Origin of the sequence: Streptomyces sp. NPDC048560 (genome assembly GCF_040650955.1) — a bacterium.
In the GTDB taxonomy this organism is placed as follows: Bacteria; Actinomycetota; Actinomycetes; order Streptomycetales; family Streptomycetaceae; genus Streptomyces.
Genome location: NZ_JBEZIJ010000002.1, coordinates 296,149 through 317,273, shown reverse-complemented (window position 1 = coordinate 317,273; position 21,125 = coordinate 296,149). Strand labels below are relative to the sequence as shown.

The following is a 21,125-nucleotide window of genomic DNA, read 5'->3' as shown; positions in this document are numbered from 1 at the left end:
AGGAATTCGCGTCCCAGGGGAGGTGCCCGCATGACGGGCAGAAGTCCGAGCACGGTCCGTATCGCACGCTGGTGTGCGGTTCATCCCTGGCGAGCCGTGGCCGGGTGGCTCGTCTTCATCGTCCTGTGCGTCGGAGCGGGCGCGGCGGTGGGCACCAACAAGGGCACCTTCGAGGACTTCTGGGTCGGCGAGGCGGGCCGGGCGGAGCAGCTCGCAGCCGAGAGCGGACTCACCCCCGCACCCGTCGAGCAGATCCTCATCACCGGCAAGGGCCCGGCACCGGACGGAGCGACCGCCGGATCGCCCGGTGCCCGCTCCGCCGCACAGGACATCACCGTACGGATGCGGAAGCTGCCCGCAGTGGCTTCGGTCGCCGACCCCCGGCCCGCCAGGGACGGTTCGGCCCTGATGGTCGCGGTCACGCTGCGCGGCGACAGGGAGACCGCCAAGGAGGACGTCGACGCCCTCCTCGTCCAGACGGCCGAGGTCCAGCGTGCCCACGAAGGGCTGCGGATCGAGGAGACGGGCAGCGCGTCCATCTCCGTCGGCGTCAACGACAAGCAGGGGAAGGACCTCCAGCGGACCGAGGCCATCAGCCTCCCGGTGACGTTCCTGATCCTGTTCGTGGTCTTCGGCGCGGTGCTCGCCGCCGGAATCCCCGTGCTGCTCGCACTCTCCGCCTTCGCCGGAGCCGTCGGCCTGTACGGACTCGCGTCCTGGGTCACTCCCGACGCGGGCGGTGCTGCCCTCAGTGTGATCTTCATGATCGGCATGGCCGTCGGAGTCGACTACTCGCTCTTCTACCTCAAGCGGGCACGCGAGGAGAGGGAGAGGTCCGGCGGCACCATCAGCCACACCGCCGCGATCGAACTGGCAGCGGCGACCTCGGGCCGTGCGGTCGTCGACTCCGGCATCGCGGTCGTCCTGGCGCTCGGCGGTCTCTACCTGATGGACGACGTGATCTTCTCGTCCATCGCCTCCGGCGCGATCCTGGTGACGCTGGTGGCGGTCGCCGGTTCGCTGACCGTCCTGCCCGCCCTGCTCACCAAACTGGGACACCGTCTCGACAGCCGGTCGACCCGGCGCGGTACGGCGGCCGACCGGAGGGGACGTCCGGACGGCAGCCGCATGTGGGCGGCGATGCTGCGCCCCGTGATGCGGCGGCCCCTGGTCACGCTGCTCATCGGTACGGCCCTGACGGCTTCGCTCGCCCTGCCCGTACTCGGCATGAAGCTGGGCACCGAGGGCAAGGAGACCTTTCCCGACAGCGTCGCGTCCGTCGCCGCCTACGACAGGCTCGTCGAGGCCTACCCGTCCGAAGGCCCCGCGCACCTCGTCGTCGTACGCGGCGCCGGCGCCACCGCGGCGCTGGCCCGGCTCGCCGAACGCGTCGAGAGCGAGCCGCTGTTCGCCCACGACCGCGCACCGCTGCCGACGACCTCCGACGACGGACGCACCGCCCTGCTGCGCCTTCCCGTCCCGCACGCCCAGAACTCCGCCGAGGCCACCCGCTCCCTGGAGCTGCTGCGCACCGAGCTGATTCCAGCGACGGTGGGCAGGACGGCGGGTGCCGGGGCCGAGACGGCCGTCAGCGGTGAGATCGCGGGCGGGGTGGACTACGCGGAACACCAGAGCGGCCGACTGCCGTGGGTGATCCTCTTCGTCTCGCTGACGACGCTCGGCATCATGTTCGCCGCGTTCCGGTCCGCGGCCCTCGCGGTGCTCGGCGTGCTGCTCAACCTGGCGGCGGTGATGGTGTCCTGGGGCGTGCTGACCCTGGTCTTCCAGGGGACCTGGGCCGACGGGCCCCTCGGATTCGAGTCACTGGGCTTCGTCGGGTCCCGCACCCCGCTGCTCGTGTTCGCGATCCTGGTCGGCCTCTCCACCGACTACCAGATCTTCGTGGTGAGCCGGATCAGGGAAGCCGTACGCCGTGGGGTGCCGACCCGGCAGGCCGTCGTCGACGGGATCGCCGGATCGGCCGGAGTCGTCACCAGCGCCGCCGTGATCATGGTGTCCGTCTTCGGCAGCTTCCTGTTCATCGACCGGGTCGAGATGAAGCAGATCGCGGTGGGACTGACCGTCGCCGTCCTCTTCGACGCCGTGGTCCTGCGGGCGCTGATCCTGCCGTCCGCCCTCGCCCTGCTCGGCGACCGGTGCTGGTGGCCCGACCGGCCGGCACCGAGGGACGTGACCGACGGCCCGGACGGGGGACCGGCCGGCGGCACGGGACGCCAGGTGCGCGCAGGGCAAATGGGGCACTGAACAGCGTGACGTCGGCGCCTCCCACCGAGGAGGCGCCGGCGCGCCGTGCGGGCGGCGCCGCCCCGTCCGTCACCCGAACGGCCGCACGTCCACTGCGCCCGGCCCCCGGCAGTGGTCGGCTGGAGGCACCCGCGTCCGACGGCGACGCACGCAGCCCGGGGGGTACGGATGCAGATCGGCCCGCCCGCGGAATCCCCCGGCACCGACAGCCCCCGCACCCGGGACGGCGCGGCGGGGCCCAGCATCCTGACTCCCGGCGCGGACCGGGACCCGTACCGGCTGCACCTCTACCGCCGGCTGCGCGAGGACCACCCGCTGACGTACGACAGGGGCCTCGGCGCCTGGCTGCTCAGCCGGTACGCCGACGTGGCCGCCGCACTCACCGACCCCCGCTTCGCCGGCTACCCGCACGAGGGCGCACCGCGCGGCGGCCCCGCGCCCCTCGGGCTCTGCCGGGGAAGCACCGACTGCGCACCCCTGCCCGGCGGCGCACGGCACCGGCCCGCCGCTCAGCCGCCCCGCAGCAGCGAGATCCTGGAGCGGACCGCCTACGTCCTGGCGCGCCGGATAGCCGACCGGGAACAGGCGGACCTGGTACCCGAGTTCTGCCACTGGCTCCCGCTCGGCGGCGCGGTCACCGCCGCCGGCCTCTCCCGCCCCGACCTCACGGGCCTGTCCCGCGCCGACCTCCACCTCCGGATGACCCGGTCCTCCGCGACCACCTGCGCCGTGCACACCGCGCTCCGTGAGACGGCCCTCGCCTCGTTCCTCGCCAACGTCCTGGACGAGCCCTGCCTCCTGGAAGTCCTCGGCACCGACCCGGACCTGATCGTGGGTGCCTGGACGGAGACCCTGCGCCGCGACCCTCCCGTGCAGATCGTCCTGCGCCGCACTCTCACCGACGTGCGCGTCAGCGGCGGCACCCTTCCCGCGGGGGTGCCTGTCGCCTGTCTGATGGGCGCGGCCGGACGCGACCCCGACCGGTTCGCCGCCCCCGACCGCTTCGACCCGTTCAGGCCCGACCCGGGGCACCTCACCACCGGCCCCGCGCACTGCCCCGCCGTCCTCCTCGGCCGGCTGGAGGCCGAGCAGGGGCTGCACGCCCTGCTCGACGCCATGCCCGGCATCCGCTGGGCGGACGGCTTCCGCCCCACCGCCACCGGGCTCCTCACCCGAGGCCCGCGGACCCTTCTCGTGCGGCCCTACGGAGCAATGCCACCGGACGTCCGGCGAACAGCTCGGCCACCCCGACCGACGGGCCGGTGAACTCCCGTCCCGGCGACAGCACATCGCGCCACGGCCCCTCGTCGGGGAGCGCCAGCACGGTGTCGCGCCAGCCGCCCTCCTCCGCGAGGCGCAGGGACAGCCGGGTCACCGCGGTGACCACCTCGCCCGACCGGGCGAAGGCCAGACAGTGCGCCGCCGCCGGGCCGCGTGCCGCCAGCGGGGCGTACGTCCCCGACTCACCGAAGAGCTCCGGCCGCTCTCGGCGCAGGCCCAGCGCCGCCACCGTGACCGCCGTCTTCTCGTCGGCCTCCAGGTCGGGCCGGCGGAACGGCCTGCGGTTGTCCGGGTCCACAAGGGCGAGGTACTCCCGCTCCGTGCCCTGGTAGAGATCCGGCACGCCGGGCATCGTCAGCTGCACGAGCGCCGCGCCCAGCACGTTGGCCCGCACCTGGGGGCCGAGCCCGTCCGCGAAGCGCGTCAGCAGCGCTCGTGCGGGACCCGTCTCACTGCCCGGCCCCGCCGCGACGAAGTCCGCCACCGCCCGCTCGTACGCCGGATCGGGTTCGGTCCAGCTGGTGAAGAGCCCCGCCTCCCGCACGGCCTTGAGCAGCGCGGGCTCCAGCCGCACCGCCAGTTCCTCCGCGGGCAGCCCCGCGCAGCCGTACGCGGACTGCCACGCCTGCCAGGCCAGCTGCGGATCGGGAGCGGCCGGAGCGGTGGCCCGGGTCAGCTGCGCCACCAGGGACGACCACTGCTCGGGGCACTCGGAGAGCACCGCGATCCGGGCACGTACGTCGGCGCTCCGCTTGGTGTCGTGCGTGGTCAGCACCGTGCCCGTGGCGGGCCAGTCCCGGGCGAGCCGCGCGCAGAAGGCGTGGAACTCCTCGGGAGTCACCGCGGGCCTGCCCGGATCACCGCCCACCTCTGTCGCCGAGATGAGCGGGACGTAGCGGTAGAAGGCGGTGTCCTCGACCGACTTGGCGTGCAGCGCCGACGCGGTCTGCGCGAACCGGACACAGAACGCGGTCTGCGCCTCGCCCTCCCCGAGCCGGCCCAGGGCCAGCTCCCGCACCACGTCGACGGCCGTCGCCTCCTCGGGTACGGAGAACACCGCCTTCGCGTCCCTCACCGCCTCGGCCGGCAGGGCCGATTCCGCGAGCGCGGTGACCGGGCCTCCCGCGGTGACGTACGGGCGGTAGACGGGGACGCGGACGAGCAGTTCGGTGACGGCCGCGCGCAGCGCCCATGGGGCGTGGTCGCGCAGGGCGGCGTCCTGGGCGCAGACCTCGGTGGCCAGCCGCGTCAGCCACCGTGTCTCGGCGGCCAGTTCGTGGTTCACCACGCGGTACGCGGCCCGCCGCACCGTCGCCGTCCAGTAGCCCCCGCGGTCCCCGGGCGGTCCGGCGAAGTCGCGGTACCGGCCGAGCAGGTCCGCCGCGCCCGTCGGGTCGGTGAAGACTCCGTCGATCCGGTGGAGCGCGTCGTACCCCGTCGTGCCGGCGACGGCCCAGCCCGCGGGCAGGGTCTCGGAAGCGGTGAGGATCTTCTCCACCACCGTCCACCGGCCGCCGGCGGCCTCGCTCAGCTGCTCCAGATAGGCGGCGGGCTCGGCGAGTCCGTCCGGATGGTCGATCCGCAGGCCGTCCACGACGCCGTCGCTCAGGAGTTCGAGGATCTTGGCATGTGTCGCGGTGAAGACCTCGGGATGCTCCACCCGCACCCCGATCAGCTCGGAGATCGTGAAGAACCGCCGGTAGTTGAGCTCGGTACGGGCGAGGCGCCACCAGGCGAGCCGGTAGTGCTGGGCGTCCAGCAGTTCGTCCAGGGGCAGTCCCTCCGTGCCCGCGCGCAGGGGGAACTCCTGCTCGCCGTAGCGGAGCACGGGCGCCCCGGACTCCCCGGCGGTACCGGTCTCGAAACGGCCGATCTCGTCGGCGAGGGGCCCCGCCAGCACGGGCAGCAGCACCTTGCCCCCACCCGCCGTCCAGTCGATGTCGAACCACCGCGCGTACGGGGATGCCCGCCCCTCGCGCAGCACCTCCCAGAGCTGCCGGTTGTGGCGGGGTGCGGCGGCCATGTGGTTGGGCACGATGTCCAGGATCAGTCCGAGGCCGTGCTCCCTCGCGGTCGCGGACAGCTGCCGCAGCCCCGCCTCGCCGCCCAGCTCCGCGCGTACGCGGCTGTGGTCGACGACGTCGTAGCCGTGCCGGGAACCGGGCACGGCCTCCAGGACGGGCGACAGATGCAGGTGGGAGACGCCGAGCGCGGCGAGATACGGCACTGCCTTACCGGCAGCGGAGAAGGGGAAGTCCGGTTGGAGCTGGAGCCGGTACGTGGCAGTGGGCGTCATGAACACGTAAGTACCCATTGGGGAGCCGTCTGTGTCACGGCATGGCGCAACGACCCCCTCCGGCGGCATCGGATTCACCCGCCGGAGGGCCCTGGCCCCGCTACGCCGGTCGCTTGAGAACCGTCATGCTCCGTCCGATCAGCGTGACCCGCTCACCCGCGGAGACCTTCGGCCCGGCGCCGGGCGGCACCCCGTCCGGACGGGCGGTGTCCACGATGATCTGCCACTGCCGGCCGTGATTCACGGGAACGGCGAACTCCAGAGTGTCCGCCCCGGCATTGAACATCAGCAGGAACGAGTCGTCGGAGATGCGCTCGCCGCGCGGTCCCGGCTCCGAGATCGCGTGCCCGTTCAGAAAGACCGTCATGGCCTTGGCGTGCGCGGCCTGCCAGTCCCGCTGGGTCATCTCCTGCCCCTGCGGGGTGAACCAGGCGATGTCGGAGAGCTCGTCGTGCGTGCCCTCCACCGGACGTCCGTGGAAGAACCGCCGGCGTCTGAAGACGGGATGGTCGCGGCGCAGCCACACCATGGCGCGCGTGAACTCCAGCAGCCCGGTGTCCGCTCCGGAGCCGCTCTCGCCGTCCTCCTCACCGTCGGCCGACCGGGCGGCGGGATCGGGCCAGTGGACCCACGCCAGCTCGTTGTCCTGGCAGTAGGCGTTGTTGTTGCCGTGCTGGGTACGGGCGAACTCGTCCCCGTGGCTCAGCATCGGCACGCCCTGCGACAGCATCAGGGTGGCGATGAAGTTGCGCATCTGACGGTTGCGCAGCTCCAGGACCTCCTTGTCCTCGGTCTCGCCCTCGGCGCCGCAGTTCCAGGACCGGTTGTGGCTCTCGCCGTCCCGGTTGCCCTCGCCGTTGGCGTCGTTGCGTTTGTCGTTGTACGAGACGAGGTCGTGCAGGGTGAAGCCGTCGTGGCAGGTGGTGAAGTTGATCGAGGCGAGCGGCCGCCTGCCGTCGTCCTGGTACAGGTCGGAGGAGCCCGTCAGCCGCCCGGCGAACTCGGCGAGCGTCCGCGGTTCACCCCGCCACAGGTCCCGCACCGTGTCGCGGTACTTGCCGTTCCACTCGGTCCACAACGGGGGGAAGTTCCCCACCTGGTAGCCGCCCTCGCCCACGTCCCACGGCTCGGCGATCAGTTTCACCTGGCTGACCACCGGGTCCTGCTGCACGAGGTCGAAGAACGACGACAGCCGGTCCACCTCGTGGAACTGCCGGGCCAGGGTCGCAGCAAGGTCGAAGCGGAAGCCGTCGACGTGCATCTCGGTCACCCAGTACCGCAGCGAGTCCATGATCAGCTGCAGGACGTGCGGCGACCGCATGAGCAGCGAGTTCCCCGTCCCGGTGGTGTCCATGTAGTACCGCTGGTCGTCGGCCAGCCGGTAGTACGAGGCGTTGTCCAGACCCCGGAAGGACAGCGTCGGCCCGAGGTGGTTGCCCTCGGCCGTGTGGTTGTAGACCACGTCGAGGATCACCTCGATGCCCGCCTTGTGCAGCGCGCGTACGGCCTGCTTGAACTCCAGGACCTGTTCGCCGCGGTCGCCCCAGGAGGCGTACGCGTTGTGCGGGGCGAAGAATCCGATGGTGTTGTAGCCCCAGTAGTTGGCCATGCCCGCGTCGGCCAGCCGGTGGTCCTGGACGAACTGGTGCACAGGCATCAGTTCGATCGCGGTCACACCCAGCTCCGTCAGATGGGCGATGACCTCCGGATGCGCCAGCCCCGCGTACGTACCGCGCAGTTCCTCCGGCAGCCCCGGATGCAGCATCGTCAGGCCCTTCACATGGGCCTCGTAGATCACCGTGCGGTGGTAGTCCGTCCGGGGCGGCCGGTCGTCGCCCCAGTCGAAGTACGGATTGACCACGACCGAGCTCATGGTGTGCGGCGCGGAGTCGAGGTCGTTGCGGGCGTCGGGACGGCCGAACGGGTAGCCGTACACCGCCTCGCCCCACTCGATCTTCCCGGAGACCGCCCGCGCGTAGGGGTCGAGCAGCAGTTTCGCCGAGTTGCAGCGCTGTCCGCGCTGCGGCTCGTACGGGCCGTGCACCCGGAAGCCGTAGCGCTGACCCGGCATCACGCCGGGGAGGTAGGCATGACGGACGAAGGCATCGGTCTCGCGCAGTTCCACCGCCGTCTCTGAACCGTCGTCGTGCAGCAGGCACAACTCGATTCGGCTGGCGGCCTCCGAGAAGACCGCGAAGTTGGTGCCGGCGCCGTCGTAGGTGGCACCGAGGGGATACGCCTGTCCCGGCCAGACCTGCATAGATATGACTCTTCCATTTCTGATCCGGGTGCTGCGGGGTCTTCCTACCGATACTCCCCGAAATTAGGGCGTGCGCCTAGCACGTCGGCCGGTGCTGTCAACATCGAGCCCTTCGGTGCCGCCCTGGACAGGAATCCGTGCGCCCCGTGCGCCGGACTGTGCGCCGGGGGGTCGGGACGGGGTGTCTAATCACTATGAATCGGCTCACTCCACCAGATCTCGTCGAAAAGAACAGGCTTGATTCACTTGGCAGTTGGGAAAGCAGCCTGCGCATCGGGCTGCACCGGCTCACCCTCGCGGAGTACCCTTCCTTGATCGTTGGTGGGGGAGTGGAAGGCGGTACGCGGGTGAGCTCGGGAGGCTTCGAGCTGCCCCCAGGTGGCCCAGGTCACGAGGGGGAATCGACCGATGCCCCGCCGGGGGCGGTCTCCCTTGCACAGCCCATGGAGATAGGCGCGGAGCTGGACTGGGGAGCCGACGCCTGGAGCGAGGTGCGTACGCGCGCCCAGCGGGCGGGGCGCGCCTATATTTGGCTGAATCTCGTCGAACAGCGGCTGCGCGCCGTGGTCGCGGCGGTGCTCCGGCCCATCTACGAGCCCGTCCACGGCGAGGACTGGGTCGTGGCCGCCGCCGGACCCGCCGGGCAGGAGTGGGTGCAGCGGGCCGTCGCCGTCCGCGAGGTCTCGCGCCGCAAGGGCTATCTGCTCGACCCGGCCGACGACAACGTCCTCAGCTTCCTGACCCTCCCGCAGCTGCGCGAGCTAATGGTCCAGCACTGGCCTTGCTTCGAGCCGTACTTCGACGACCGCCGCGATGTCGAGCTGGCTCTCGACGAGCTGGAGGTGGCGCGCAACGTCGTCTCCCGCAACCGCGCCCTGAACGAGGCGGTCCTCGCCCAGGCCGAACGGGCCTCCGCTCGCCTCCTGGAGATCCTGGGCAGCGGAGCGGCCGTTCCGTCCGCCGACCGGCTGCCCGTGGACGCCGTCGAGGAGCTCGTCGGTGACCGGTACGCCGACGTGGTCTCCGTCCACCCCGACCGCGTGCGGCTCCAGCGCCAGCTGCCGGCCGAGGACCTGTTCGGCGGGGCACGCCGCCTCGACGCCATCGGCATAGGCCTCAATCTGCTCGTGCAGAACTTCTCCGGCCGCCGGCTGGTCAGGCTCGCCGAATCCGGCTGCCGCGTCCGGCTGCTCTTCATCAACCCGGCGAGCAGCGCGGTCAAGCGCAGGGAACGGGAGCTGGGGCTCAAGAAGGGCGAACTGAGCCGTTCGGTCGAGATGAACATCCTTCACATGCGCCGGGTCCGCTCCAAGCTCCGCGACCCGGGGGCCTTCGAGATCCAGGTCTTCGACGAGACCCCCCGCTTCACGGCGTACCTGGTGGACGGCGACGGGCCCGACGCGGTCGGGGTGGTCCAGCCCTATCTGCGGCGCGCCCGCGGCATGGAGGCGCCCGTGCTGGTGCTGCGCGGCGGCGGCCGGGCGGTGGTCCGTGCGGGGCAGGACAGCGAGCACGGTCTCTTCGAGACCTACCGCGAGGAGTTCGAGTCGGTCTGGACGGACTCCCGGCCCGTCTCCTGACGCGCGGTCCGTGTTGTCAGTGGTGCGTGCGAAGGTGGTCATCACTTGGGGGAACGCACCACAGAAGGAGGTACGGGATGAGCTGGATGAGCGGGCCGTTGATGGCGTTCGATCTGGAGACCACGGGGACGGACGTCGAGACCGACCGCATCGTGACGGCGGCGGTCGTCCGGCTGGAGGCCGACGGATCCGTGTCGCAGGAGCGCGTCTGGCTCCTGAATCCCGGTGTGGCCATACCCGAGCAGGCATCGGCGATCCACGGCATCTCGACGGAACACGCCCGCGAGCACGGGGAGCCGGCCGCCTCCGCGGTCGAGGAGATCGCCCGGGCCGTGGCGGAGGGGCTGCGGTCGGGGACACCACTGGTGGTGATGAACGCGCGCTACGACCTGTCCCTGCTCGACCGTGAGTGCCGCCGGTACGCGGTCGAGTCGGTCAGCGAACGGCTGGGCGACGTGCCTTCGCCCGTCATCGATCCGCTGGTGATCGACAAGCATGTCGACAAGTACCGGAAGGGGAAGCGGGCCCTTCACGCGCTGTGCGCCCACTACGGGGTGTCGCTCGACGACGCGCACGACGCGAGGGCCGACGCCGTCGCCGCCGCCCGCGTGGTGCGGCGCCTGGGGGAGGCGCACCAGCCCGTCGGCGTGATGCCGTTGGCGGACCTGCAGGGCCTTCAGGTCCGCGCGGCGGCCGAGCAGTCGCTCTCCCTGCAGGCGTATCTGCGGCGAACCGCGGATCCTGCGGCGGTCGTCGAACCGGCCTGGCCGCTCATCCCCCGGATGCGGGAGCCCGCCGACGGGAAGGACTGACTCCTAGGCCCGGAAGCCGGAGACCCGATGTCAGCCCGCGGCCGGGGAAGCGGTGTCGTCGGCCTTGATGTCGAAGTTGATCTGGTCTCCGTCGACCGAGGTGACGGTGGCCGACACGCCCAGCGTGCTGCCGTCCTTGGCCGTGAGCGTGCACCGGGTGGTGGTGCCGACCTTGCCCGCGAGGTCCTCGGGGCAGGTGATGTCCGGCTTCGGCTGCCCCGTGGTGGCGGCGAGCTTCTCGGAGACCGTGGCGGCCAGCTTGTCCGAGGACAGCTTCGGCTCGGAGTTTCCGACGTTGACCGAGGCCGAGCAGCCGACGAGCAGCACGCAGGCGGCCACGGCCGAGAGGCTCCACGTCGCTGCGGGCAAGCGGGCTATCGTCATGAGGGTTCCGTTCCGGGTGATCAAGCGAGGAAGATGCCGGGATCATACGCGGCACCGTGCCGCGGGAAGCCGCCGGACGGTGCCGACGGGCCGCTCAGAGCTTACCGAAGATCAATCCGCGCCAGGTCCAGCCCGCTTCGAGGGCGGCCTTCCGCAGGGGATCGGTCAGCTGCGCGCTGTCGAAGCTGAACGACTCCGTCGCTTCGATGCGGCCGTTCTCCCCCCGCTGGAGGGTCCACCGGCGGGAAACGGTCCTGCCCGCGCCGCGCGCGTACTCCGCCGAGGTCTGCAGCCGCGGAGGATTCCCGACACGGGTCACCTCCCACTGCTCCTCGACGGCCCGCACCTCGGGGACCTCCTCGGCCAGGCGCATCCGGATCCGGAGGGCGTGCGTGAGCTGGGACCCGATGAAGAAGGTCTGCCAGGCGGGCTCGGCGAGCCGCCACTCCGCCACCAGATCGGCGCCCTGCGCCGCACCGTCGCTGATGATGTAGGGGACGTCCGGCCTGTTGAGACCGAGCAGGGCTGTCCGCAGCTCCTGTGCCGAGCGTGGCGCGACCCCGTCGTCGGGGTGCCTGGTTCCGGTGAGTTTGTCGAAGAGTCCCATGGAGTCAACCTAAGAGGGGTCGGTTTGGCGTTGCAAGAAAGGGTCTTGGACAGCCCTCAGGAGGCCGCACCGGTGTCCGGGCGGACCGAGCGCACGAACTCCCTGAAGTCCTCCAGCACCTCGTGGTGCTGGGCCGCGGTCACCGTGAGGACCAGTCGGATCACCGCCCGCTTGCTCGGATCGGTCACGTCCAGCAGGGACAGGTAGACCTGTGACTGGACGAGGTCGCGGAGCGCGCCCCCCGCGACGGCCGAGACGGCCAGGGTCTGGGTGAGGCCGGGAGCGTCGGCGGAACCGACCTCTCGGCGCTCGGCCACGTCGACCGACGCGGCGGAGTGGCGCAGGTTGTCCACCGATTCGTCGGCGATCTCGGGGAGCGTCGCCGCGTCCGGACGGAACGAGCCGTCGACGGTGATGTTCGCGGTGAACCCCGCGTCGGGACGCGGATGCAGCGCGACGAACGCCGCACCCGTAGCGCCCACCCCGTCCGGCGGCGTGGCGCGCCAGCCGTCCGGCAGTTCGAACGCGATCGGTACGGGCAGCGTGGTGGTCATCCCGGTATCTCCTTACGGCAAGGGTGTGCTTGGTGCTGCGGGTCCGCGGTGGCGTACGTCAGAACAGGCTGCCGATCCCGTCGCCTACCCAGTTCGCGGCATCGCCCACGGCCCCGGCCGCATCGCCCACGGTATCGACGACCTTTCCCGGGTCGACGGTGAACTCGAAGCCCACGGCGCCACCGAGTCCAGGCGAGATGCCCACCTTCGGGCCGAAGTGCCAGACGCCGTTGGCGTCCTTGCTGGCGTTCAGGCTCGCCTCCGCGCCGGGACCGGCCCAGCCCTCGGCCGTGACACCCGCGCCGATTCCTCCGATGTCCGCGCCCGCACCGACGCTGCCCTTCGCACCGGCGAAGGCCTCGGCGCCCAACTGCACGCCGTCCAGACCCACTCCCGCGTTGACCCCGGCCTCGACGCCTGCCATGGCCTCCGCCCGCGCGTACACCCCGACGGGGCCGGCGTCGGCGGTGCCGTTGGCCGAGGCCTCGGCGCCCGCGAAGGCCTTGGCCTCGGCCTGGGCGCCCTCATTGGTGATGCCGGCGGCCGCCGACGCCTTGGCGCCCGCATAGGCCTCGGCCTCTCCGGCCAGTTTCATCGGGCCGTTGGTGAGCGTGCCCTCGGCCTTCGCGCGACCGAGGTCGGCATGGGCCTCGGCCTCGGCCAGCTTCCCCTTCCCGACGTTCGGACCGCTGGCGTCCGTCCCGACTCCCGGCCCCGTCGCCTCGGAGTCGGTCTCGGAGACCCAGCCCTCCTCCTTCTCCTTACCGGGCTTGGGGTCCTCCTTGCCGGCCTTCGCCAGACTGCCCTCGGCCTTCGTGTTGAACCCGCCGATGCCGATGCCGTCCATCGAGACGTCGCTCGTCGCGCGGGACAGCGCCCGCTTCACGCTCTGGTCGGCTGCGTCCACGGCCTTGACCGCCTTGGCGATCTCATCGGTCCAGCCCTGCGCCTTGTCGCGGGCGTCGGCCAGCAGCCGGGAGTGGTCGGGGTCGTGCTGGAAGCTGAACCGCTCCTGCGGGGAGAGGTTGTCGTACCCGACGTAGGTCGCCTTGCCGGAGCTGTCGACCTTGTACTCCTTCTTCTCCGCGTCCTCGACCAGGTCCTTGACCGCCTTCTGCAGGCGGGTCAGTTCGGTCTGCGCGTCCGTGAGGAGACTGGCGATGGCCAGTGCCTCCGCTTTGGCCGCCCCGTACTCGAAGGCGGTGGCGGAGGCGTTCTGCTGCTGGGCACCGAAGGCGAGACCCTGCCAGTTCCCGTTGGCCAGCACGCCCTGGACGTGCTTCTCGTAATCGGTCTTCAGCTCACCGAAGCGCTCGCCCATCTTCTTCCACGCCCCGGAGACGTCCGCGAAGGAGGACAGGTCGGCCGTCATCACGTCGTGATAGTTCAGCGTCATGCGGCGCCCGTCACATCCCGTCGAAACTGCTGGGGAGTCGTATGGAGTTGGCCTGAGCCCCGGTGGCGAGGTCCTGGCTCTGCAGGATGTTCTGCGTGCCGCTCAGCGCGTTCCGCTCCTGCTGGAGCCGTGCCATCAGCCGGTTGGCCTGCCCCTGCCAGGCGACCAGCGCGTCCGAGAGGCCCTGGTCCGATGCCCAGCCGGAGAGACCCTTCAGCCCGGTGTCCTGCTTCAGCAGCGGGCCGGTCACGGGCGGCGGGGTGACGAAGATCGATGCCGACGATCCGCCTCCGGCCGCCATGCGGGCGGCTGCCTGGGTGTCGGGCATCTGATGCTCGTCCAGGTACTTCGTCGCGCGCGTCTTGTCGGCGGCCGAGCTCGCGAGCTTCTGCTCGCCGCCTGCTCCGGTCCCCATGGGCAACCCCCGTTGCGATCGAACTGTCCGGCCTCACGCCCAACAGGCCGAGTACGGAAGACTTTCCAGCACCCTATCGGGGTGATCAGAGCTGCCCGCAGGCGGCCCACCGGGCGCCAGGAGCGCCGGCGTCCGACGGTAAGGGCCGGTCAGAACGGGTACCAGCGGACCTCGGAGTCGTCGTCGCGCAGTGAGGCGACCCTCCGGCGGAACTCCGCGAGTGCCTTGGGATTCGCCGGCGCGTGCTGGGCGACCCAGGCGCAGCTCGCCGTCTCCCGGGCGCCGCGCAGGACCGTGCAGCCCACCCACTCCCGGACGTCCCAGCCGTACGCGGCGGTGAAGGCGTCGTACCGCTCGGCGGGCAGGCCGTACCGGTCGCGTGAGAGGGCCAGCACCACCAGGTCGTGCTCCCGCAGATCCGCGGAGAACGTCTCCAGATCGACCAGGACCGGTCCGTCCGGGCCGACATGCACGTTGCGCGGCAGCGCGTCGCCGTGGATCGGGCCCGGCGTCAGGTGCGGGGTCAGGGCGCCGGCGGCCGCCGCGAACCCGTCCCGGCGCTCGCGCAGGAAGTCGGCGTCGGCCGGGTCGATCGCGTCACCCGCCAGCAGCAGCCAGCGTTCGACGCCGCCGAGCAGTTCGCGGCGGGGCAGGACGAGACCCTCCGGAGCGCTCAGTGCGTGCACCCGGGCGAGGAGCGGCGCGAGATCCCGGGGCTCGGTGGGGCGAACGGCGGGCGGGAGCCGGTGCCACAGGGTCACCGGGTGGCCCTCGACCAGCCGGGCGCCGGGCTCGGCGGCCCGCACGGCCGGGACGCCGGACGCCGCGAGCCACTGAGCGACGGCCAGCTCCCGTTCCGCCCGCTCCCGCAGCTCCGGGTGGTGCGCGGCGTCCCGGCCGACCTTGACGACCAGGTCGCCGACGGCGAAGACCGCGTTCTCGCCCAGCGCGATCAGTTCCGCGCCGCCGGGCAGTCCGGCGGCGCTCAGCACCTCGCGCGCACGCATTTCGTTCATGCTCCGGATTTTCGCATCCCCGCAGGCCGCCAGGCGCGGGCAGCCCCGAGGGAGGCCGCCTTGACGAACCGACGGGCCGTCAGCACGATGGCTGAGGACCCCTGGGCGGTCGGACCGGAATGAATCCGTTGCGATGGAGCAAAGGAGTCGGATCCGTGGCACTGACGACCGCGACGAAGCGGTCCGGACGCGAGGACACGCGCGGGGGACGGCCCGGAGCCGGCCGCAGGGCCGGGCGGGACAGAGCCGCATGGTTCCTGGTGCTTCCGGCCCTGATCCCCATCCTGATCCTCAGCGTCGGACCACTGCTCTACGGCATCGCGCTGGCCTTCACCGACGCGCAGTCCGGCCGCACCCGCTCCACCCGGTGGATCGGCGGGCTCAACTTCCAGGACCTGCTGCACGACACCCTGTTCTGGGACTCGTTCCGGATCGGCCTGCTGTGGGCGGTCGGCGTCACCGTCCCGCAGTTCGTCCTCGCGCTCGGCCTCGCCCTGCTGCTCAGCCAGGACCTGCGGATGCGGTGGCTGGCACGCGCGCTGGCGATCATCCCCTGGGCGATGCCCGAAGTGGTCGTCGGCATCATGTGGCGGCTCGTCTACAACCCCGACGCGGGCATCCTCAACGAGACCATCCGCGATCTCGGCCTCGGCGACGGCCGGGACTGGCTCACGGGCCTGGCCACCGCGCTGCCCGCCGTCATCGTCGTCGGTATCTGGGCCGGTATGCCCCAGACCACGGTCGCGCTGCTCGCCGGCCTCCAGAACACCCCGCACGAACTCCACGAGGCGGCGGCACTCGACGGCGCGGGGGCCTGGCGCCGCTTCCGTACGGTGACCTGGCCCGCCGTCCGGCCCATCGCCCTCTCCATCACCGCGCTCAACTTCATCTGGAACTTCAACTCGTTCGCACTGGTCTACGTGCTGACCAGCGGGGGCCCCGGCGGCCGTACCCGGCTGCCGATGCTCTTCGCGTACGAGGAGGCATTCCGCTACGGCCAGTTCGGCTACGCCGCCGCCATGGGCTGCGTGATGGTCGCGGTGATCTCCGTCATCCTCGCCTTCTACCTCGTCGGCCGTCTCAGGGGAGGCGAGGACGCATGAGCCTTCGTACCAGCAGGCCCGCACGCGCCGGACAGTACGCCGCGCTGCTCTGCTACCTGGTGTTCCTGGCGTTCCCGTTCGCCTGGCTGATCTCCACCGCGTTCAAGCCCGCCCGCGAACTCGGCTCGCTGCATCCCACCTGGATTCCCGCGCAGCCGACACTGGAGAACTTCCGGCAGGCGTTCGACGAGCAGCCGCTGTTCCAGGCCGCCGTCAACTCCCTGGTCGCCGCTGTCTCCGCCGCCCTGATCGCGGTGGCCGTCGCCACCCCCATGGCCTACGCCATGGCCCGCCACCGCGGCAGGCTGGCCACCGCCGCGACCGGCTGGGTCGTGGTCAGCCAGGCGTTCCCGTTCGTCCTCGTCATCATTCCGCTGTTCCTGATCCTCAAGAACCTGCATCTGATCAACTCGCTGTGGGGGCTGATCCTGGTGTACGTGGTCTGGTCGCTGCCGTTCGCCCTGTGGATGCTGGCGGGGTACGTACGGGCGGTGCCGCCCGAACTGGAGGAAGCGGCCGCCGTCGACGGGGCGGGAAGGCTGCGCACCCTGGTCTCCGTCACCGCCCCGCTGCTGGCCCCCGGGATCGTCGCCACCGCGCTCTTCGCGTTCATCACCGCGTGGAACGAGTTCTTCTTCGCTCTCGTCCTGCTCAAGACACCGGAGAAGCAGACCCTGCCGGTCGTCCTCACCCACTTCCTCGGCGCGGAGGGCGTGGCCGACCTCGGGCCGCTCGCCGCCGCCGCGTTCCTCGCCACCCTGCCCTCACTCGTCCTGTTCGCGGTCATCCAGCGGCGGATCACCGGCGGCATGACGGCCGGGGCGGTGAAGAGCTGATGCGCGCACTGACCCGTGCCGCCGCGGCGGCGGCCACCGCGCTGACCCTGCTGCTCAGCGGCTGCTCCGACGGCCGGGAAAGCAGGGACGCGGCCGGCACGATCAGGCTGAGCTTCCAGTCGCTGGCGTGGCAGAAGGAGTCCGTCGACGCCAACAAGCAGCTGGTGAAGGAGTGGAACGCGGCCAACCCGGACATCCAGGTGGACTACGTGCAGGGCAGCTGGGACAACGTCCACGACCAGCTGCTCACCTCCTTCGAGGGTGGCGAGGCACCGGACGTCATCCACGACGCCTCGGACGACCTCGCCGACTTCGCGTACGGCGGCTACCTCGCCGACCTGCGCACCCTCCTGCCGGACCGGCTCACCACGGACATCCCGGAACAGTCCTGGCGCACCACCACGTTCGACGGCGGTGTCTACGGTGTCCCCTTCCTCCAGGAGCCCCGCGTCCTGATCGCCAACACCAGGATCCTCAAGGCGTCCGGGGTCCGCATCCCGTCCCCGGAGCGGCCGTGGACCTGGCCGGAGTTCCGCCAGGTCACCAAGGAGCTGACGGCGAAGGGCAGATACGGGGTCGCCTGGCCGCTCAAGGAGCCGGTATCCGTCACCCTCAACCTCGGCCTCTCCGCCGGAGGGCAGCTCTTCCACCGTGGCGCGGACGGCAAGGTGACCATCCGTTTCGAAGAGGGGGACCGGATGGTCCCCGGAACCGTCCGCGACCAGGTCGGCGCCGACGGCAGCGCCGCACGTACGGCCCTGGGCATGGGCGGCTCCGACACCCTGCCGGGCTTCTTCGGCGGCAGGTACGCCATGGTCCCGCTGGGCTTCGCCTACCGTCAGCAGATCGTGGAGCAGGCGCCCGAGGGCTTCGAGTGGACGGTCCTGCCCGCCCCGGCGGGCTCCGCCGGGCTCGCCCAGGGGGTGAGTCCGCAGACGCTCTCGATCGCCGAGGACAGCCCGTACAAGAAGGAAGCGATGCGGTTCATCGACTTCCTGCTGCGCCCGCCGAACATGGTCCGCCTGGCCAGGGGCGACTGGATGCTGCCCACCGGCACCGAAGCCCTGGCCGACCCGGCCCTGCGCACCACCGAGAACGGCTGGGCGACCGGCACCGCGCTGGCGAAGGAGCTGCGCCCGGCGCCCGCCCAGTCCGTGCGCGGCTACCCCGAATGGAAGGACAAGGTCGCCACCCCGGCCCTCCAGGAGTTCTACAGCGGGGCGATCGACACCGAGGAGCTGCGAGAACGCCTGGTCGACGACGGGAACCGGGTCCTGGCCCGCTATCAGCGCTGAGCGGACCGCGCATTCAGGCTGGACGAGACGTATCGTCTCGCCTATTGTGGGCGCATGACCGAATCGCCGCGTGCCCATATCGCCATGTTCTCCATCGCCGCCCACGGCCACGTGAACCCGAGCCTCGAAGTCATCCGGGAACTCGTCGCCCGTGGGTACCGCGTCAGTTACGCCATCCCCGCCGCGCCTGCCGCCTTCGCCGAGAAGATCGCGGCCACCGGGGCCGAGCCGGTGCTCTACACCTCGGTGCTGCCCGTGGGCGACGACCCGGACGCCTGGGGCACCGAACTGATCGACAACATCGAACCGTTCCTGAATGACGGCATCCAGGCGCTGCCCCAGCTCGCCGCCGCCTTCGAAGGGGATGAGCCGGACCTGGTGCTCCACGACATCACCTCCTACCCGGCCCGGATCCTCGCCCACCGCTGGGGGGTTCCCGCCGTCTCCCTCTGGCCCAACATGGTCCCCTGGGAGGGGTACGAGGAGGAGGTCGGTGAGCCCATGACCGCCGAGCTCAAGAAGACCGGGCGAGGCAGGGCGTACTACGCGCGCTTCGAGGCCTGGCTCGCGGAGAACGGCCTGGGTGACGTGTCGTCGGACGACTTCGTGGCCAGGCCGCGACGGGCGATCGTCCTCATCCCGGAGGTGCTCCAGCCGCACGCCGACCGGGTGGACTGCACCGTCCACACCTTCGTCGGCGCGTGCCAGGGCGACCGGGCCGACCAGGGGGAGTGGCGGCGCCCGGCAGGTGCCGAGAAGGTCCTGCTGGTCTCCCTCGGCTCCTCCTTCACGAAGCAGCCCGCCTTCTACCGCGACTGCGTCGACGCCTTCGGCGACCTGCCCGGCTGGCACGTCGTGCTCCAGATCGGCGCGCACGTGGACCCGTCCGAACTCGGCGACGTGCCAGGGAGCGTGGAGGTGCACTCCTGGGTTCCGCAGCTCGCGGTGCTCAGGCAGGCGGACGCCTTCATCACCCACGCGGGCGCGGGCGGCAGCCAGGAGGGGCTCGCGACCGGCACGCCGATGGTCGCCGTTCCGCAGGCCGTCGACCAGTTCGGCAACGCGGACATGCTCCAGGCGCTCGGCGTCGCCCGTCATCTGCCGATGGAGGAGGCGAACGCCGTGACCCTGCGCGAGGCCGTGCTCGCCCTCGTCGGCGATCCGGCGGTAGCCATCAGGGCCGCCGAAGTACGGGAAAGCATGGCGCGGGAGGGCGGCACGCGGCGGGCGGCCGACCTCGTCGAGGCCGAACTGTCCGCTTGACGACCGCGGTCGCCTGTTTTCCGGTGACAGGGGGGCGTGATCAAGCCGTCTCCGCCTCGTGTTCGGTCAACTCGGGTGTGGCTCTCTCCGTCCAGGCGGGGGAGCCACACCCGTTCTTGCCCCACAAGCCCCATGCGCATCAAGGAAGTTGGGGGTCGTGTCCGACTTGACCGGACGTGGCCGATTTCTTATTACGAAACCTTGTTGAGTAAGTCACAGCTACATGAAGGTCTTGATATGAGCGTGTCAATCGGTCAGGGTTTCGAGCCAACCCCCGGAGATCTTCCGGCCGAGGGTCAATCCCCCCACAAAGAATGACGAGGAGATCCCTCTTCATGGCAATTCACAAGCGCGCACGCCGGATCAAGCTGACCGCCGCGATCACCGCAGTGGCAGCGGCAGCCGGAGTCACCCTTCTGTCCACCTCGTTCGCCGGAGCCTCGCCGGCCCCGGCGATGGGCACGGTCTACGGCGCCGACGCGGCCACCGCCGTCTCCGGCAGCTACATCGTGATGCTGGACGAGAAGGCGGACAAGGCGGAGCTGGCCGAGGAGTACGGCGGCAAGCTCAAGCGGAACTACAAGTCGGCCATCAACGGCTTCTCCGCGAGCGGGCTCACGGAGACGGAGGCCAAGCGCCTCGCCGCCGACCCGGCCGTCGCCAAGGTCGTCCAGAACAAGAAGTTCACGGCCAGCGCCACCCAGGACAACCCGCCGTCCTGGGGTCTCGACCGGATCGACCAGGCCGGGACCGCAGGCGACAAGGCGTACACCTACCCGGACGCCGCCGGTGAGGGCGTCACGGCGTACGTCATCGACACCGGTGTCCGTGTCACGCACAGCGACTTCGAGGGCCGCGCCACTTCGGGCTTCGACGCCGTGGACAACGACGACAACGCGGACGACGGCAACGGTCACGGCACGCACGTGGCCGGCACCATAGCCGGTGCGGCCCACGGAGTCGCCAAGAAGGCGAAGATCGTGGCCGTCCGCGTGCTCGACGACGCGGGCTCCGGCACCACCGAGCAGGTCGTCGCGGGCATCGACTGGGTCACCACGAACCACAAGGGTCCGTCGGTCGCCAACATGAGCCTCGGCGGCGGTGCCGACCCGGCTCTCGACGCCGCGGTCCAGAAGGCCATCGCCTCCGGTGTCACCTTCGGTGTGGCCGCCGGGAACGAGTCCAGTGACGCCGGCGAGGGCTCCCCCTCCCGCGTCCCGGAGGCCATCACGGTCGCCTCCTCCACGGTGGGCGACGAGCAGTCGTCGTTCTCCAACTTCGGCGCGGTCGTGGACATCTACGCCCCGGGCTCCGACATCACGTCGACGTGGAACGACAGCGACACCGGCACCAAGACCATCTCCGGTACGTCGATGGCAACCCCGCACGTCGTGGGCGCCGCCGCCGTCTACCTCGGCGGACACCAGGACGCCACCCCGGAGCAGGTCGCCACGGCGCTGACCGGGGGGGCGACCCCCGACGCCATCACCAACGCGACCGAGGGCACGGCCAACAAGCTGCTGAAGGTCGTCGAGTAACCGATCAACGGTAAGGGCCGGGCGGCGGGCTCCGCCGCCCGGCCGCAACGAACCGGCGGCCGCCGCGCCTTCCCCCACGGGGCGCGGCGGTCGCTCCGGCCGGGAGCACCGTCCTATGGTGTGCCCATGTCCGCGACGTACACCGGATTCCCGCGCGGGACCGGGACGGAGCGGCCGCACGGGGGCGGTGGCAGCGCCATGACGACCCGTGGCCGGAACGCCCC

The 21,125-nt window shown here is 71.2% G+C and carries 17 protein-coding genes; 9 read left to right on the top strand and 8 right to left on the bottom strand.

Annotation, left to right across the window (positions count from 1 at the left end):
* Positions 1-30 precede the first annotated feature (30 nt).
* Positions 31-2,265: an MMPL family transporter gene (locus AB0C82_RS08205; RefSeq protein ID WP_362837614.1), complete on the top strand. Its 2,235-nt coding sequence runs from the start codon at positions 31-33 to the stop codon at positions 2,263-2,265.
* A 168-nt stretch (positions 2,266-2,433) separates the two neighbouring features.
* The gene (locus AB0C82_RS08200) at positions 2,434-3,531 is read left to right on the top strand and encodes a cytochrome P450 (protein ID WP_362837612.1); all 1,098 of its coding nucleotides are present in this window, start codon (positions 2,434-2,436) and stop codon (positions 3,529-3,531) included.
* Here AB0C82_RS08200 and treY read toward each other — a convergent pair.
* Positions 3,434-5,842 carry a malto-oligosyltrehalose synthase gene (treY, locus tag AB0C82_RS08195; protein WP_362837610.1) on the bottom strand — a complete coding sequence of 803 codons (2,409 nt, stop codon included), beginning with the start codon at positions 5,840-5,842 and terminating at the stop codon, positions 3,434-3,436. The genes AB0C82_RS08200 and treY overlap by 98 nt on opposite strands.
* 100 nt (positions 5,843-5,942) lie before the next feature.
* Positions 5,943-8,102, bottom strand: a complete 2,160-nt coding sequence (gene glgX, locus AB0C82_RS08190; RefSeq protein WP_362837608.1) for a glycogen debranching protein GlgX — start codon at positions 8,100-8,102, stop codon at positions 5,943-5,945.
* Between the two features lie 347 nt (positions 8,103-8,449).
* On the opposite strand from glgX, the gene AB0C82_RS08185 reads away from it, so the two are divergent.
* Positions 8,450-9,682, top strand: coding sequence for an SAV2148 family HEPN domain-containing protein (locus tag AB0C82_RS08185; protein WP_362837606.1), 1,233 nt, complete (start codon positions 8,450-8,452; stop codon positions 9,680-9,682).
* Between the two features lie 77 nt (positions 9,683-9,759).
* Positions 9,760-10,494, top strand: a complete 735-nt coding sequence (locus AB0C82_RS08180; RefSeq protein ID WP_362837604.1) for a 3'-5' exonuclease — start codon at positions 9,760-9,762, stop codon at positions 10,492-10,494.
* Between the two features lie 30 nt (positions 10,495-10,524).
* Here the strand turns inward: AB0C82_RS08180 and AB0C82_RS08175 are convergent, their stop codons facing one another.
* From AB0C82_RS08175 to AB0C82_RS08150, 6 genes are all read right to left on the bottom strand, one after another.
* Positions 10,525-10,878, bottom strand: coding sequence for a DUF4333 domain-containing protein (locus AB0C82_RS08175; RefSeq protein WP_362837602.1), 354 nt, complete (start codon positions 10,876-10,878; stop codon positions 10,525-10,527).
* Positions 10,879-10,972: 94 nt separating this feature from the next.
* Positions 10,973-11,485 carry a hypothetical protein gene (locus AB0C82_RS08170; protein WP_362837600.1) on the bottom strand — a complete coding sequence of 171 codons (513 nt, stop codon included), beginning with the start codon at positions 11,483-11,485 and terminating at the stop codon, positions 10,973-10,975.
* 56 nt (positions 11,486-11,541) lie between these two features.
* Entirely contained in the window at positions 11,542-12,039 is a 498-nt protein-coding gene (locus AB0C82_RS08165; RefSeq protein ID WP_362837598.1) for a hypothetical protein, read from the bottom strand.
* Between the two features lie 58 nt (positions 12,040-12,097).
* Complete coding sequence (locus AB0C82_RS08160) at positions 12,098-13,435, bottom strand: hypothetical protein (RefSeq protein ID WP_362837596.1); 1,338 nt, start codon at positions 13,433-13,435, stop codon at positions 12,098-12,100.
* A gap of 10 nt (positions 13,436-13,445) precedes the next feature.
* Positions 13,446-13,850 carry a hypothetical protein gene (locus AB0C82_RS08155; RefSeq protein ID WP_362837594.1) on the bottom strand — a complete coding sequence of 135 codons (405 nt, stop codon included), beginning with the start codon at positions 13,848-13,850 and terminating at the stop codon, positions 13,446-13,448.
* A 149-nt stretch (positions 13,851-13,999) separates the two neighbouring features.
* Entirely contained in the window at positions 14,000-14,866 is an 867-nt protein-coding gene (locus AB0C82_RS08150) for an aminoglycoside phosphotransferase family protein (RefSeq protein WP_362837592.1), read from the bottom strand.
* A 155-nt stretch (positions 14,867-15,021) separates the two neighbouring features.
* On the opposite strand from AB0C82_RS08150, the gene AB0C82_RS08145 reads away from it, so the two are divergent.
* From AB0C82_RS08145 to AB0C82_RS08125, 5 genes are all read left to right on the top strand, one after another.
* Positions 15,022-15,969 carry a sugar ABC transporter permease gene (locus AB0C82_RS08145; RefSeq protein ID WP_362837590.1) on the top strand — a complete coding sequence of 316 codons (948 nt, stop codon included), beginning with the start codon at positions 15,022-15,024 and terminating at the stop codon, positions 15,967-15,969.
* Positions 15,966-16,805 (top strand): carbohydrate ABC transporter permease, encoded by an 840-nt coding sequence (locus tag AB0C82_RS08140; RefSeq protein ID WP_362837588.1) that lies wholly within the window; start codon positions 15,966-15,968, stop codon positions 16,803-16,805. Before AB0C82_RS08145 ends, AB0C82_RS08140 begins: the two co-directional genes overlap by 4 nt.
* Complete coding sequence (locus AB0C82_RS08135) at positions 16,805-18,100, top strand: extracellular solute-binding protein (protein ID WP_362837586.1); 1,296 nt, start codon at positions 16,805-16,807, stop codon at positions 18,098-18,100. The genes AB0C82_RS08140 and AB0C82_RS08135 overlap by 1 nt, the downstream gene beginning before the upstream one ends.
* A 54-nt stretch (positions 18,101-18,154) precedes the next feature.
* Positions 18,155-19,363, top strand: coding sequence for a macrolide-inactivating glycosyltransferase (gene mgt / locus AB0C82_RS08130; RefSeq protein ID WP_362837584.1), 1,209 nt, complete (start codon positions 18,155-18,157; stop codon positions 19,361-19,363).
* Between the two features lie 335 nt (positions 19,364-19,698).
* Positions 19,699-20,901, top strand: coding sequence for a S8 family peptidase (locus AB0C82_RS08125; RefSeq protein WP_362837582.1), 1,203 nt, complete (start codon positions 19,699-19,701; stop codon positions 20,899-20,901).
* The last annotated feature ends 224 nt before the right edge of the window (positions 20,902-21,125 follow it).

What these genes read in the sequence shown, in the direction of transcription:
- AB0C82_RS08205 (WP_362837614.1), top strand. Translation starts at nt 31, where the DNA reads ATGACGGGCAGAAGTCCGAGCACGGTCCGTATCGCACGCTGGTGTGCG.
- AB0C82_RS08200 (WP_362837612.1), top strand. Translation starts at nt 2,434, where the DNA reads ATGCAGATCGGCCCGCCCGCGGAATCCCCCGGCACCGACAGCCCCCGC.
- treY (WP_362837610.1), bottom strand. Translation starts at nt 5,842, where the DNA reads ATGACGCCCACTGCCACGTACCGGCTCCAGCTCCAACCGGACTTCCCC.
- glgX (WP_362837608.1), bottom strand. Translation starts at nt 8,102, where the DNA reads ATGCAGGTCTGGCCGGGACAGGCGTATCCCCTCGGTGCCACCTACGAC.
- AB0C82_RS08180 (WP_362837604.1), top strand. Translation starts at nt 9,760, where the DNA reads ATGAGCTGGATGAGCGGGCCGTTGATGGCGTTCGATCTGGAGACCACG.
- AB0C82_RS08175 (WP_362837602.1), bottom strand. Translation starts at nt 10,878, where the DNA reads ATGACGATAGCCCGCTTGCCCGCAGCGACGTGGAGCCTCTCGGCCGTG.
- AB0C82_RS08170 (WP_362837600.1), bottom strand. Translation starts at nt 11,485, where the DNA reads ATGGGACTCTTCGACAAACTCACCGGAACCAGGCACCCCGACGACGGG.
- AB0C82_RS08165 (WP_362837598.1), bottom strand. Translation starts at nt 12,039, where the DNA reads ATGACCACCACGCTGCCCGTACCGATCGCGTTCGAACTGCCGGACGGC.
- AB0C82_RS08160 (WP_362837596.1), bottom strand. Translation starts at nt 13,435, where the DNA reads ATGACGCTGAACTATCACGACGTGATGACGGCCGACCTGTCCTCCTTC.
- AB0C82_RS08155 (WP_362837594.1), bottom strand. Translation starts at nt 13,850, where the DNA reads ATGGGGACCGGAGCAGGCGGCGAGCAGAAGCTCGCGAGCTCGGCCGCC.
- AB0C82_RS08150 (WP_362837592.1), bottom strand. Translation starts at nt 14,866, where the DNA reads ATGAACGAAATGCGTGCGCGCGAGGTGCTGAGCGCCGCCGGACTGCCC.
- AB0C82_RS08140 (WP_362837588.1), top strand. Translation starts at nt 15,966, where the DNA reads ATGAGCCTTCGTACCAGCAGGCCCGCACGCGCCGGACAGTACGCCGCG.
- AB0C82_RS08135 (WP_362837586.1), top strand. Translation starts at nt 16,805, where the DNA reads ATGCGCGCACTGACCCGTGCCGCCGCGGCGGCGGCCACCGCGCTGACC.
- mgt (WP_362837584.1), top strand. Translation starts at nt 18,155, where the DNA reads ATGACCGAATCGCCGCGTGCCCATATCGCCATGTTCTCCATCGCCGCC.
- AB0C82_RS08125 (WP_362837582.1), top strand. Translation starts at nt 19,699, where the DNA reads ATGGCAATTCACAAGCGCGCACGCCGGATCAAGCTGACCGCCGCGATC.